11 protein-coding genes are annotated in these 12,553 nt (G+C 43.7%); 8 read left to right on the forward strand and 3 right to left on the reverse strand.

Annotated features, from left to right (window positions below; all coding sequences use genetic code 11):
- Window positions 1–523: 523 nt before the first annotated feature.
- Window positions 524–1,615 (reverse strand): GntR family transcriptional regulator, encoded by a 1,092-nt coding sequence (locus tag M3636_RS15545; RefSeq protein WP_128104174.1) that lies wholly within the window; start codon window positions 1,613–1,615, stop codon window positions 524–526.
- Window positions 1,616–2,134: 519 nt separating this feature from the next.
- On the opposite strand from M3636_RS15545, the gene M3636_RS15550 reads away from it, so the two are divergent.
- The 7 genes from M3636_RS15550 (at window position 2,135) to M3636_RS15580 (ending at window position 9,838) form a co-directional block, all read left to right on the forward strand.
- Window positions 2,135–3,751, forward strand: coding sequence for a xylulokinase (locus tag M3636_RS15550; protein WP_251383125.1), 1,617 nt, complete (start codon window positions 2,135–2,137; stop codon window positions 3,749–3,751).
- A 1-nt stretch (window position 3,752) separates the two neighbouring features.
- The gene (locus M3636_RS15555; protein WP_251383126.1) at window positions 3,753–4,448 is read left to right on the forward strand and encodes an L-ribulose-5-phosphate 4-epimerase; all 696 of its coding nucleotides are present in this window, start codon (window positions 3,753–3,755) and stop codon (window positions 4,446–4,448) included.
- A 270-nt stretch (window positions 4,449–4,718) separates the two neighbouring features.
- Window positions 4,719–6,143 (forward strand): L-arabinose isomerase, encoded by a 1,425-nt coding sequence (araA, locus tag M3636_RS15560; RefSeq protein WP_128104172.1) that lies wholly within the window; start codon window positions 4,719–4,721, stop codon window positions 6,141–6,143.
- Between the two features lie 226 nt (window positions 6,144–6,369).
- Window positions 6,370–7,137, forward strand: coding sequence for an AAC(3) family N-acetyltransferase (locus M3636_RS15565; protein ID WP_251383127.1), 768 nt, complete (start codon window positions 6,370–6,372; stop codon window positions 7,135–7,137).
- Between the two features lie 92 nt (window positions 7,138–7,229).
- Window positions 7,230–7,502, forward strand: a complete 273-nt coding sequence (locus M3636_RS15570) for a type II toxin-antitoxin system Phd/YefM family antitoxin (protein ID WP_145410995.1) — start codon at window positions 7,230–7,232, stop codon at window positions 7,500–7,502.
- Window positions 7,486–7,812 carry a type II toxin-antitoxin system RelE/ParE family toxin gene (locus M3636_RS15575; protein ID WP_251383128.1) on the forward strand — a complete coding sequence of 109 codons (327 nt, stop codon included), beginning with the start codon at window positions 7,486–7,488 and terminating at the stop codon, window positions 7,810–7,812. Before M3636_RS15570 ends, M3636_RS15575 begins: the two co-directional genes overlap by 17 nt.
- A 331-nt stretch (window positions 7,813–8,143) precedes the next feature.
- Window positions 8,144–9,838, forward strand: a complete 1,695-nt coding sequence (locus M3636_RS15580) for a histidine kinase N-terminal 7TM domain-containing diguanylate cyclase (RefSeq protein ID WP_128104167.1) — start codon at window positions 8,144–8,146, stop codon at window positions 9,836–9,838.
- 208 nt (window positions 9,839–10,046) lie between these two features.
- Here the strand turns inward: M3636_RS15580 and M3636_RS15585 are convergent, their stop codons facing one another.
- Window positions 10,047–10,472: an SMI1/KNR4 family protein gene (locus M3636_RS15585; RefSeq protein ID WP_164848823.1), complete on the reverse strand. Its 426-nt coding sequence runs from the start codon at window positions 10,470–10,472 to the stop codon at window positions 10,047–10,049.
- A gap of 39 nt (window positions 10,473–10,511) precedes the next feature.
- Window positions 10,512–11,615: a colicin E5-related ribonuclease gene (locus M3636_RS15590; RefSeq protein ID WP_128104165.1), complete on the reverse strand. Its 1,104-nt coding sequence runs from the start codon at window positions 11,613–11,615 to the stop codon at window positions 10,512–10,514.
- A 431-nt stretch (window positions 11,616–12,046) separates the two neighbouring features.
- Between M3636_RS15590 and M3636_RS15595 the strand changes: the two genes are divergently transcribed.
- Window positions 12,047–12,544 carry a hypothetical protein gene (locus M3636_RS15595; RefSeq protein WP_251383129.1) on the forward strand — a complete coding sequence of 166 codons (498 nt, stop codon included), beginning with the start codon at window positions 12,047–12,049 and terminating at the stop codon, window positions 12,542–12,544.
- Window positions 12,545–12,553: the final 9 nt, after the last annotated feature.

Genomic DNA, 12,553 nt, shown 5'->3' on the forward strand with positions numbered 1-12,553 from the left:
ATGATGCTGAATCTCCGGCTTATGTAGTTGAACATTGAAGATTAAGAGTGGAAATTCGATTAAGAACATAGTAAAACGTTTTCTAACCATGATAATGATTATCAACGTCAATAAATATATCGCTTTACTGGAGAGGGTGTCAATGAAAAATATGGTTTTTAATCAATTTCATAACCTATGAAAGTATCGTTTTTACAACTAGATCTAGACGAGAGGCATCACTTCGATCTATATGTAGCACCTGATTCTATTAAAACGATTTCTAATAATTAATAAGGAGGTTTTGAGAACAGAATTAGTGTACCTTTGTTAAGCCACTGAGAAATGAAAAAAACCGCAGGGCAAGTTGGATTTACCTGCCGAGCGGTTGCGATATTACATATAAATGAAGAAGATTCGATTCCATTCCATTCCATCATGTATTACGATATGCATTACTTTCGTGTAGACGATAGATAGCGCTCACCTGCCACCACTTTTTGACGTGAAGTGTTTAATCTCGACCGAATCTCCGAATGCTAATTTACTCTACCTCGATCTCCCTCACCGTTTCACCTTCTACCAATACGGGCTGATAGTAGGTATTGGTCGGCAGATCCTTTTTGCCTTGCAGCTTCTTAATCACCCAATCCGCAGCATCACGTCCCATTTGCTCTTGGGGATGGGTTAATGTAGTAAGCCGGATATTTGCGTTCTTGGCAATGTACGAATTGTCCTGACCGATGATGGATAACTCGTGCGGGATGGAGATGTCCAGTTGCCTGCAGGCGTTCACCACTTCAAGCCCCACTTCGTCGTTGTAGCAGACAATCGCGGTGAGCGCATCCCTATTTTCGTTCAGATAGGCAGTCACATTGGAGGATAACTCAGGTTTGGATGCTGTATCAAACGAAAGCACCTGCTCGGGATGGAAACGTAATTTTGCTTCACCCAGCGCTTTAATGTATCCCTTCATCCGGTATTTGCCCTGTAGATCATCCATCTTCGCAATAATGCCAATCTGGGTATGACCCTTCGCGATCATCTCGCGGGTAGCGAGGTAGCTGGACTGCACATCATCCAGACAGAAGAAAGGCACCTCCAGTTCTTCATAGAACGCATTGATCATCGTAAACGGCACATCCTGCTCTTTGAAAGACAGATAATACGCGATGTTCGGGTTGTAAAGGTTACTCTTGGTGGGTTCGACAATTAGACCATCGACGCCGTAGGAGAGCATCATTTCGAGTGCCTTCTTCTCCTGTGCGACATCATTGTTGGTGCTGGCGAGCAACAACGAATAGTTGTCCTCATTCAGACGACTCTCTATACCACGGATAATGGATGGAAAGATGTAGTCTGAGATATATGTCGTAATGACACCAATCGTTTTTTTCGACGTGTTACCACCCGAACGTGATCGATACTGATTGCTTACATACGTTCCGGAACCTTTTTCACTCCGCAAAAATCCCTCGTTAGACAATTCCAGAATGGCCTTCCGCACCGTCTGGCGGCTTACATTATAGCTGTCTTGCAAAGCGGATTCTGTCGGAATCTGTTCGCCTATGCTGTACGTTCCCGAGAGGATATGGCTCTTTATATCATCAATAATGACTTGGTATTTAGGCTTCACATATTCCACTTCTTTCGTCATGACTTATCTATATTAACGTATAGAGTTCCAATAGTTGTACGTACATATTTTAGCATGATTTGATTTAGATGAGAATGAAGCTGTACATTTTTCGCAATGTTGCGTACATTTCAAGCTAAATACAGTTGATGTGTACCTTACAGCATAACCAGATTATCTGTCTATAAGACGCTGTAATAACAGCATATAGATCAATATATGGTCATTGTAAGTATAACTATAATATATAATTGACAAATGTACGTACAAAAAATATACTAAGGCTGTCAGATTAGGAAAGCGCATTCTTAGCAAAAGAGGACATGACACTACTCCCTGATGGAGAGGAATCGTGTGAATAGGGATGCTTGTAACTGAATTATAGAGTCGATTACAGCCATTAACGTAAGTGAAGCAGCATTTTTTCTAAGATGCTTCTTAATAGTGTGTGTTCAACAACATCTAATAGATATTATCCTTCGCACGTAAATGGCGACCAGAGAGGGGATACGCGGGAATATGAGTCATCTGGATATTAAAGAAGCCATTGCCAAGGGAGCTACTTCACTTGGGATTGAACTTGGATCAACGCGGATTAAAGCGGTACTGATCGATGAGCGTTTTGAGACGATTGCGTCGGGCAGTTATGAGTGGGAGAACCTGCTGAAAGACGGATATTGGACGTACAACCAGGAGGACATCATCACAGGTCTACAGACGGCTTATCGTGAGCTGAAAGAGGATGTGCAGCAGAAGTATGGAGTTACGCTGACAACGATCGGATCGATTGGATTCTCAGCGATGATGCATGGATACATTGCGCTAGATAAAGCAGGAGAATTGCTGGTACCGTTCCGGACATGGCGTAACTCCACTACTGGAGCAGCGGCGCGGGAATTAACCAACCTGTTGCAGTTCAATATTCCAGAGCGCTGGAGTATTGCCCACCTGTATCAGGCCATTTTGAATCATGAAGAGCATGTGCCTCAGATTGATTATATGACTACGCTGGCGGGTTACATCCACTGGTTACTGACAGGTAATAAAGCGATTGGAATTGGTGATGCATCGGGGATGTTCCCAATCGACGAAGCTACGCATAGCTACCATCCATCCATGGTAAACCAGTTCAACGAACATATCGCTGGCAAAGGATATCCGTGGAAAGTAGAGGACTTGCTGCCTAAGGTATACCTTGCAGGTGAACATGCAGGTGAATTGAATGAAGCAGGAGCCAAGCTACTTGATCCTTCAGGGGACTTGGTTACGGGTATTCCGCTCTGTGCGCCAGAGGGTGACGCAGGTACGGGGATGGTGGCGACGAACAGTGTGCGGAAACGTACAGGGAACATCTCGGTCGGTACATCTGTATTCGCAATGATCGTACTTGAGAAGGAATTGTCCAGTGTGTATCCCGAGATCGACATGGTAACTACCCCAGATGGTAGCCCGGTCGGCATGGTGCACGCCAACAACTGTTCCAGTGACATTAATGCGTGGATCGGATTGTTCCGTGAATTCGCTGAGGCAATGGGCATCGAGGTGGATTCCGGCAAACTGTTCAGCGTGTTGTTCAACAAGGCGTTAGAGGCTGATCCAGATGGCGGCGGATTGCTCAGCTACGGTTACTACTCGGGTGAAAATATTACAGGTCTGGAGCATGGTCGTCCGTTGTTTGTCCGTTCCCCAGAGAGCAAGTTCAACCTGGCGAACTTCATGCGTACGCATCTGTTTAGTGCCTTTGGCGCACTCAAGATCGGTATGGATATTCTTACTGAGAAGGAGCAGGTAGCCATTGATAGCATTTTGGCACATGGTGGATTGTTCAAAACGCCTGTGGTGGGACAGCGAATTGTAGCCGCAGCGATGAACGTTCCAGTATCCGTCATGTCCACAGCTGGCGAAGGTGGCGCATGGGGAATGGCATTGCTTGCTTCGTACCTGATTAATCAAAGTGAGCAAGAGACGTTGGATGTTTTCCTGGAGCAGAAGGTATTCAAGGATGTGGAAGGGGTCGAGGTGGCACCGGAGGCGGCCGATGTGAAGGGATTCGAAGCATTTATCGAACGCTACCGGAGTGGACTCGCGATTGAGCACGCAGCTGTAGAGCATCTGGTAGAGAACGGGAGGGAATAACATGCTAGAGCAACTGAAGGAAGAGGTATTCCAGGCCAATCTGGAACTGCCGAAGCACGGTTTGGTGAAATTTACTTGGGGTAACGTCAGCGCGGTTGATCGGGAAAGCGGTCTGTTCGTCATTAAACCAAGCGGAGTCGATTATGAAAAAATGAAAGCCAGCGACATGGTTGTCGTCGATCTCGACGGTAACGTGGTTGAGGGGGAGATGAGACCTTCCTCTGATACCGCAACCCATGCCGTTCTATATAAGCATTTCAAGGAGATTGGCGGTATTGTACACACGCACTCCACGTGGGCGACGATCTGGGCGCAGGCGGGTCTGGACGTACCTGTCATGGGTACAACCCACGCCGATACGTTCTACGGATCTGTACCCTGTGCACGTTTCCTGAATCAGGATGAGATTGATCGTGGATACGAAGAGGAGACCGGACGCGTTATTATTGAGACATTTGAACAACGCGGACTGGATGTCATGGCGATTCCGGCTGTCCTGCTGCATGGTCATGCACCGTTCACATGGGGCAAAGACGCTAAATCGGCTGTCGTGAACAGCGTCGTACTAGAGGAAGTGTGCAAAATGAACCTGTACGCGCGCCAGCTGAACAACTTTGCGAAGGAACTGCCACAGGGCATCCTCGATAAACACTATCTGCGGAAACACGGCAAGGATGCGTACTACGGTCAGAAGTAATGTGGTTATAAGGGTGTTAGGAAGTGTGTTCTAACTTCCAAGTGGTTTATTGTGGGAATGGCTTGTGTTCAACTATACTTTTTACACGATAACGGAGAGGGCAGAAATAACCTGAAGAAGCGGAGCGTTCGCCTTTATCCCCGGATTTTCCCCTTTGGAGAAGGGAATCAAAAAATCTGGGGATAACAGCGATAGGAAGGTTGTTCTGACATCGGAGTGGCAAGTGTAAACCCATATGTTCAACTATAAAAATGAGATGAGGATGATTACATGTCAGCAACAGCAGCGAAAGAATTCTGGTTTGTCGTAGGTTCACAGCATCTGTACGGAGAAGAAGCATTGGGTGAAGTTAAAGCAAATGCGCAGAAAATTACGGATGCCCTTAACGCAAGCGGCGTGCTTCCTTACCCACTCGTATTGCAGGATCTGGCTGTAAGCGCAGATAAAATCACGAGCATTATGAAAGAAGTAAACTACCGTGACGAAGTAGCGGGTGTGATCACATGGATGCATACCTTCTCCCCAGCAAAAATGTGGATTCGTGGTACGAAATTGCTACAAAAGCCACTGCTTCACTTGGCAACTCAATTCAATGAGAGCATTCCATGGGCTACCATCGACATGGACTTCATGAACTTGAACCAAGCGGCACATGGTGACCGGGAATATGGTTTCATCAATGCACGCCTGAAAAAACAAAATAAAATCGTTGTTGGCTACTGGGAGCGCCCAGAAGTGCAGCAACAAGTTGCCGATTGGATGGACGTAGCGGTAGCGTATAACGAAGGGTATAACCTCAAAGTTGCTCGCTTCGGTGACAACATGCGCAACGTGGGTGTAACAGAAGGCGATAAAGTTGAAGCACAGATCCAGTTCGGATGGACTGTGGACTACTTCGGTATCGGTGATCTCGTTCAATACGTGAATGCTGTAACTGAACAAGAGATCGATGATCTCATTGCTCAATATGCAGAGCTGTATGAATTCGACTATGGTACGAATAGCAAGGAAGCATGGGAAGCAAGTGTGCGTGTGCAAGCTAGCTATGAGATTGCGATCAAACGTTTCTTGGACGAAGGTGGATACAGTGCCTTCACAACCAACTTCGAAGATCTGCATGGCATGAAGCAGCTTCCAGGTCTGGCAGTACAACGCCTGATGGCTCAAGGTTATGGATTCGCTGGTGAGGGTGACTGGAAAACAGCAGCGCTTGACCGTTTGCTGAAAATCATGGCTCACAATGAAAACACCGGCTTCATGGAGGATTACACGTACGAGATGGCAGCAGGCCAAGAAGCAATCCTGCAATCTCACATGCTTGAAGTTGATCCAACACTCGCTAGCACCAAACCAAGAATTATCGTGTCACCACTGGGAATTGGCGATCGTGAAGATCCAGCACGTCTTGTATTCGACGGTAAAGCAGGCGAAGGCGTTGTGGTATCGATGGCTGACTTCGGTACCCACTACAAACTGCTGATCAACGAAGTGTCTGCATTCGAGCCAACGGTTCCAGCACCTAATCTGCCAGTAGCACGTGTGCTTTGGAACGTGAAGCCTAACTTCCAAGACGGAGTGAAGGCATGGATCGAAAATGGTGGCGGTCACCATACGGTTGTATCCTTGAACCTGACAACAGACCAGATCATCACGTACGCGAAGCTCGTTAACCTGGATTATGTTGTTATTAAATAGGAACGAACTTGTGAAGCAATAAGGAATCAACCAAGTTATAATCAGACTATGAGGGATTATGATTAACCCATATTAAGAAAAGGCTGTAAAAAGAAATAAGAGATATAAAGTATTAGCTATCATCTATACACATGATTAAAATGTATTTTTAGAGGCCGAGAGTAAATTCTCGGCTCTTTATTTTATTTTTCAATATGTCATAAAGCCTAAAGGAGGTTGCTCTATCATGGCACATACGTACGAAAGTTTACTTACTCAACTAGAAGAACTAGGCATAGATCGTCACGGCACATTGCTAATGCATTCTTCCATGAAAAGTATGGGGGAGGTGGAAGGTGGCGCTGATACTGTGCTGGATGCGTTGAGTGAATATATGAAGGATGGATTGCTCGTTTTGCCTACGCATACATGGTCTACTATTAACAAAATCAATCCATTGTTCCACGTGGAAACGTCTTCCTGTTGTGTGGGGATTCTACCAGAGCTGTTCCGCAAACGTCCTAACGTGGTTCGTTCTTGGCACCCTACACATTCTGTCGCAGCATTAGGTAAGGACGCACGGGCGTTCACAGAGGACGACCATCTCTTCGATACGCCATGTGCGCGGGGCTCGGCATGGGGGAAGTTGCTTGATCGCAAAGCGACAATATTGCTCGTGGGCGTGGATTTGAAACGAAATACGTTTATCCATGGTATCGAGGAGTGGGTGGACATTCCAGGCAGAATGACCGATGAACATGAGATGTTGTACACCGTTTTGCCAGATGGAACTAAAATCTCGGTGCCTTCCCGCAGACATTGCGGATTATCTTGGTCAGAGCATTTCTGGAAGGTGGATGAGGTGCTGGTTCAAGAAGGTGCGATGCATAAAGGAAGCTTCGGCGATGCAGTCGCCAGCGTGTGTGATGCTGCTAGAACAACCGAGGTGCTTACGGAGATGTTGAAGGATAACCCGGCTCTTTTCTCGGATAATGAGCCGTTATCAAAAAGATAAATCGGGTATTATATACAAAAAATTAGAAATTTTATTTATTATAATGATATAATAATGTCATAATAAAGTAATGTGAGAAAGGAGTTTTGATTATGCACATAAAGCCCTCCACAACAATTCGCCAAGATTATAATGGCTTCTCGAAATTTTGCCATGAACTTGATGAACCGGTTGTCCTTACCCGTAATGGCGAAGCAGACCTGGTCGTAATGAGTCATGAAGCATACCGGAGAATGGAGGCTAGATACAAGCTCCAATCAAAATTGTTGGTTGCGGAAAAACAGGTTGCTGAAGGTGAAGAACTGCTTGATCATGACCAAGTCATGGCTAGAATGCGGAGAAAAATAAATGCATCCAAAAAGTAAAATCAATTATTCTCCAGCTGCTGTAGATGACTTGGACGAAATTTTTTCATATATATCACATGATAATGCTTCTGCCGCGGACAACATGCTACAGAAGCTTGATAATTCCATAGCTAATCTTGCTGAATTTACTAATTTGGGATCGGTACTGCAAGAAGATGAATATAACCTGATATCCAGAGGGTATCGTTTTATAACTGTTGAGCCCTATCTAGTTTTTTATCGGATTCTTGGTGGAGTAGTTGTTATACACCGGATTTTGCATGGACGGAGAGACTACCTGCGCGAATTGTTTGGATCTTTTCAATAGTATAGAAAGCTCATCCCGTTACGGGCTGGAAGGCGTTCAGTTAAAGCTGGACGTTTTTTTGGCGTGGAACCTTTAAAATCTTTCACAAAAGTGCAAAATAGATCAGCATTTCAATCAGAGGTTGGTCATACTTCCAACGACTGGGCTACTCAGCGTATCAGCGGTATGATAATATATGGTTAATTTAACCAGAACGTAAATAGAATTATTTTAGAAGTATCCAATATAGATGTTTATGAAGTAATGAAGTTCGGCAACGTATGAGATGTATTTCAGATCTATTTGCTGATGAACTGTGTAGTCATTGTCGCATCCAAGAAGGAGAAGGCTCGTGAACCCACTCGTATGGTATGATCTCTTGTTATTTGTCCTATTGTTTGGTGTAGGTGTGTATGTATTTGCTACCGCTAGAATTACGAACTTACATAAGGTGTATTTTCTGTTTCACGGGTTGATGATATTGTGGCCATTCTGTCAGTTTGCAATCACGTTAACGGATGATCCCGGCTTGCAATTGTTCTATGTTACGTTGTCTTTCGTCGCTGTTTCTCTACTAGGGAGTGGCTGGTTATTGTTGACGATTTTCATTACTGGCTACGCAGAACGATTGAGTACCAAAGGGGCGTATCTGCTTTTTGTTCCAGCTTTAATTGGAGCAATAGGCGTGGTCGCCAATCCTTGGCGTGAGTTTGTTATTCCACTAGAGGGCGGTTATATTGAGCGGGCATACGGTCCTTGGTTTTGGGTAGTGATGGCTATTCTGGTGAGCTATTTCTTAGTCTCCCTTGTCATTTTATTCCGCGCGCTATCTTCAGCTAAGACACCTACGATGATCAAAAATCAGGTAAGAATCACCCTCAGGGGTATTCTGGTGTTAGCTGTTTTTGCAACTATTGATGCTATTCTGAATGTGATCTTGAGTCCGTGGTTGCCGATCATTCCCGGAATGACCTCGCTTGGCATTTTCCTATCCGATCTGTTCTTCGTCTATGTTATCAAAAGGTATAACGTGTTCGATCTGGTCTCCATTGCCCATGAGGATGTGATTAACACGATTCCTTACGGCATCCTCGTTCTGGATGAGAATGAGATTATTGTTGAAGCGAACAAAGCTTCCAGGTCATTTATGGATATGCATGTGGGGGATTCTTTTGATATGGAGGCATTTCTAAGTGGTGTTCGTGTAGAAGGCAGTTACCAGAAGTTTCTGTATGAATATAGGTCGAAGAAAATCGTTCTATCGCAGCTTGAGGTGATTGTAGAGGGGAATAACCAGGCTTACCACTATATTATGCAATCGTCTCCGATTGTCGATTCGATGCTTGTGCCCATTGGTCATATTCTTACCTTTCAGGACGTCTCGCAGGAGCGCTATTATGTGAAAGAGTTGAATTGGCAGTATGAGACGCTTCAGGAGCGTAATCATTCGCTGGATCTGATCCGTCAGGAGTTGTCCGAGGCCAATCGTAAGCTGGAAGAACTGGTGCTGACCGACAGCCTAACGCAGTGTTACAATCGTCGATACCTGACCCAGCATCTGAATCATGAGGTCATTACTAACATTCAGTACCGGACGCCATTCTCTCTATTACTGCTCGACATTGATCATTTTAAGGCGATTAACGATCGCTATGGGCATGTAATTGGTGATGAAGTGCTCGTACGCACAGCGGAGGCTGTTAGACAATCCATTCGCAGTACGGATATCTTAACCCGCTATGGTGGGGAGGAGTTCATGATCTACCTTCCGCACACCGAACATGACTTAGCTAATGTTATCGCTGAACGCGTAAGACTCGCGGTGGAGTCCAATCTAGTCATGGTCGATCATGGGACTGCACAGGTGTCCACAACGATTAGCATCGGCATTCTGTCGATTGAGGATTTTGCCTATGCACATGTGCCAGAGAATGCGGAGGGGTATCTGACACAGCTCTTTGCTGCGGTAGATAAGGCGTTGTATCAAGCGAAGCAGAATGGGCGGAACAGGGTGGAGTTTGGGGTGTTGGAGCGGGGAGCAGTATAGGAAAGAAGATATGTAAAAGACAAATGTCAGAAGACATTGTTAATGCTTTACCGATGTTTCAAAACTATAGACTATCTTTGAGGCTGCCTATGATGATATTAGATCGTAGACAGCCTTTTGTTTTTCTCATGTACTAAATAAGTAATCTTGTCCTTCCCTATGACGGATTACAACAAGAGCCATACGTGTTACTAAAAAGCTTGATTATTTAATTAAATTGTTGGACAAACTCAGTAAAATTACTTGCCACATTATATACCGAAGGTTCTGAAGAAGATATCGTTTCTACATACACAATAGACGGTTGCCTAGTGTCATTGAAGTTGAAACAAAATAAGTTACTCTCTTTATCCATAGCAAAAGGAAAATGTTTAGGGGGAAGATTACCCTTTTGCTCATTATATACATCCAAAATATCAAGTTCATCAAATGCGATAAAGGTTAAAAAGTAAGAGAACGCCACTTCTTTTTCACCAATATTTAACGTCCGTTTAGTAGGCTCTCCACCGTGATAGTTTGTTATAAAGCTGATATATTCCGAAGGGAATCGAATCCCCCACTTGTTCTCAACGGTCTTTACTGTATTAATATCAACGGGAGGATAATTTGTACTCCAATTATTATTATCTGACAATTGTTTCACTCCTTTTAAATAGATACGATGACTTTGATTCTATTTATTCCAGTTTATATCATCATCTGACCAGTATGTGCTCCAATTGGGGTCATCCACCTGACTTATCTGGATAATTTCCCCACTATCATTTCTTCTGACAACGTAACCCCCATCTTGATGATAAAATACAGTAACAGGTGCATTATTTTGTCCTTTTCTCTGGTCAATCCAATCAACAGTACCTGCAGGTGTATTAATAGCTTCACCCAATCGTTGGTCATTCCAACCACGTTCAGTAATTTGATCCGAGATACTTTTACCGCCTCTTTTTGTGGGCTCGTGACTATAATGAAAGGAAGTTTCATTTTCATAACTATCCACGTTAGGATTCTTTCTAGATTCACTATTTCCACCAGAATCAGTATGGGGTGAGTGATGCTGCTTTCCATCAATAGACTTAATCCCAACTTTTCTGCCGAAAAGTCCAAGAAGCATAGAAGTAGTGATATTGGCAGCATACTCTGCTCCGCCTTCTTGCTTCATTTTATTGAATTCGTCTGCAACGTGCTTCTCGGCCTGTTTACGGGTATCTCCGTTATCCCATGCATAGTTCCATGTGAAGGCAATTCCGTCCCCTATATCACTAATGGTACCAATAGTATTATCGTATAGAAAGTTGCCTGCAGTATCTAAGGGATGCTCAATAAAGTCCTTTCCAAGTTGAATCACAGAATCACCAACTGCTAATACATTGTCTCCAGCTTGATTGAAGAAAGCTTCCACATGCTCCTCTACACTTCGTTTGGGTCGAGGGTCATTGGGGCCACAGACTAAATCATTGCGTGGAGTACCGGGATTAGCCTGATAATCAAGAAGCGCAGATATATTAACCATAGTTGAATCTGTATCCACAAAGCGCACTTTAATCTGTTCTAATCTCAGGGATATTGTGTGAAGCAACTCCAGAGTAGTATTTAGGTTTTTTTCCGCATAACGGTATAAGTGGGCAAAACGCTCTGCTGTCTCACCTTCAAAACTGCTAAGCAAAGGAGTAAGTTGGACGTTTAGTCCAGCTAAGATTTGCCGCATATGCCCATGCCCTAACTTGAATAAGCTAACCGTATGCGTCATTTGATCCACAGGAATTTGTATTTTACTCATTATCTCAACCCTTAGCTATTGATCTCTAATATAGTATATTCTATGTTAAACGACGTTTTGGAGGAACTATAGTGCTATTTATGTATAACCATTTAACTAAAATATCTATATTTAAATAACGAGTAATCAGTGGACATCTAATGAGGGAGCATTTAATTTGGAATAACCATTGAATAAGGGCAAGACGCAGCTGATTGGTTATAAGCTAAAGCTAGAGAGGGAATTTGACCTATCATTTCGAGAGTAGTTAGTATATATGACCATTCATACAAATCTTTAAAAAAGATGGATTAGTCATACTTGAACCAAGAGAACTAGATGTAGTAGGGAGCGCTCATATTCCGTTAAATAGTTGGTATGGTAAATTCCTTGAGATGAAACCGCTAGATTTAGAAGGGTTAAACACATAGGTAATATTGTGGAGGTCATCCATGAATACTTTTTCCAAAGGTATAGCAAGAATTAATAACATGAACTGGAGCAAATCAGGTAGTGTAGATGATCCGTCACACATGGCACTATTACAGGAATATATCAGGCGCGCAGCATTGCTAATCACATCCTATGAATTAAATACGTCATATCCTTTCTTCAAAGCTTCTCAGGCACTCGGGTATGAGGCTAATTCATGTATAGCAGAGAAGTGTCCTGCCTTAGGGGAACTAAAGAATAATTTTATTAAAGGAACTTGTGAAGCATACTTAGAGTGGTTATTGTTAATTGACTCTGGCAATGAAGTTGCATTGAAGTTTCATGATCTATATGAACCACTCATTCTTCTAATTGAAAAGGGTGGGACTATTAGAAGGCAGCATGGCGAAATTATCACAGGAGGATATGCCTTTCCTTTGGCAACTGCTGAATATATGTCCAAACAGGAACCAATCGATATAAGCGATGCAGGATTAAGAGCCCAGGCTAATCAGTAGAGAAGAGGG

The organism is Paenibacillus sp. MER 99-2 (assembly GCF_023714095.1).
In the GTDB taxonomy this organism is placed as follows: domain Bacteria; phylum Bacillota; class Bacilli; order Paenibacillales; family Paenibacillaceae; genus Paenibacillus.

Coding starts and splice junctions, on each gene's coding strand:
- M3636_RS15550 (WP_251383125.1), top strand. CDS start 2,135: ATGAGTCATCTGGATATTAAAGAAGCCATTGCCAAGGGAGCTACTTCA.
- M3636_RS15555 (WP_251383126.1), top strand. CDS start 3,753: ATGCTAGAGCAACTGAAGGAAGAGGTATTCCAGGCCAATCTGGAACTG.
- araA (WP_128104172.1), top strand. CDS start 4,719: ATGTCAGCAACAGCAGCGAAAGAATTCTGGTTTGTCGTAGGTTCACAG.
- M3636_RS15565 (WP_251383127.1), top strand. CDS start 6,370: ATGGCACATACGTACGAAAGTTTACTTACTCAACTAGAAGAACTAGGC.
- M3636_RS15570 (WP_145410995.1), top strand. CDS start 7,230: ATGCACATAAAGCCCTCCACAACAATTCGCCAAGATTATAATGGCTTC.
- M3636_RS15575 (WP_251383128.1), top strand. CDS start 7,486: ATGCATCCAAAAAGTAAAATCAATTATTCTCCAGCTGCTGTAGATGAC.
- M3636_RS15590 (WP_128104165.1), bottom strand. CDS start 11,615: ATGAGTAAAATACAAATTCCTGTGGATCAAATGACGCATACGGTTAGC.
- M3636_RS15595 (WP_251383129.1), top strand. CDS start 12,047: ATGAATACTTTTTCCAAAGGTATAGCAAGAATTAATAACATGAACTGG.